The organism is Teichococcus coralli (assembly GCF_009829925.1).
Classification (GTDB): Bacteria; Pseudomonadota; Alphaproteobacteria; order Acetobacterales; family Acetobacteraceae; genus Pseudoroseomonas; species Pseudoroseomonas coralli.
On record NZ_SNVJ01000067.1, the window covers coordinates 1 to 789 of the forward strand.

Genomic DNA, 789 nt, shown 5'->3' on the forward strand with positions numbered 1-789 from the left:
CCGCCGCTCGGCGCGCCTTGAGGCGCATGCGGCCCTCATCCTGAGCCTGGTGGACCAGAAGTCCGACCTCTCGCTCAAGGAGATCCGGGCCGGGCTGGCGGAGGTGGGCGTGGCTGTCGGCATCGCCTCGTTGTGGCGGTTCTTCGACCGACACCGCATCACACGCAAAAAAAGTCGGCGCACGCCGCGGAGCAGGACCGCCCGGACATCCTGAGGCGGCGCTGGGCCTGGTTCGAGGAGCAGCCTGACCTCGATCCTGAAAAGCTCGTCTTCATTGATGAGACCTGGGCATCGACCAACATGGCCCGCACCCATGGCCGGGCATCCCGCGGCGAGCGGCTGCGGGCCGCCATCCCGCACGGACACTGGAAGACCACCACCTTCGTCGCAGGGCTGCGCAACAGCGGCATGGTCGCGCCGATGGTCCTGGACGGACCGATCAACGGCGAACTTTTCCTCACCTACGTCGAGCAGGTGCTGGTGCCGGAGCTGCGCCCCGGCGACATCGTCATCATGGACAATCTGGGCAGCCACAAGAGGGCGGGCGTCCAAGCCGCCATCCAGGCCGCGGGCGCGAGCCTCCGCTACCTGCCGCCCTACAGCCCAGACTTCAACCCAATCGAGAATGCCTTCGCCAAGCTGAAAGCCATGCTCCGCAAAGCAGCCGAACGCACCCTCGAGGCCCTCTGGAGCACCCTCGGCCGCATCACCGAGACCTTCACGCCCGCCGAGTGCGCCAACTACTTCGCCGCCGCAGGATACGATGCAGACTGATCGGAAACCGCTCTA

The 789-nt window shown here is 66.7% G+C and carries 1 pseudogene; it reads left to right on the forward strand.

Annotation, left to right across the window (positions count from 1 at the left end):
- A pseudogene (locus E0493_RS22955) lies at positions 1-774 on the forward strand (IS630 family transposase); the annotation flags it as partial.
- Positions 775-789 lie beyond the last annotated feature (15 nt).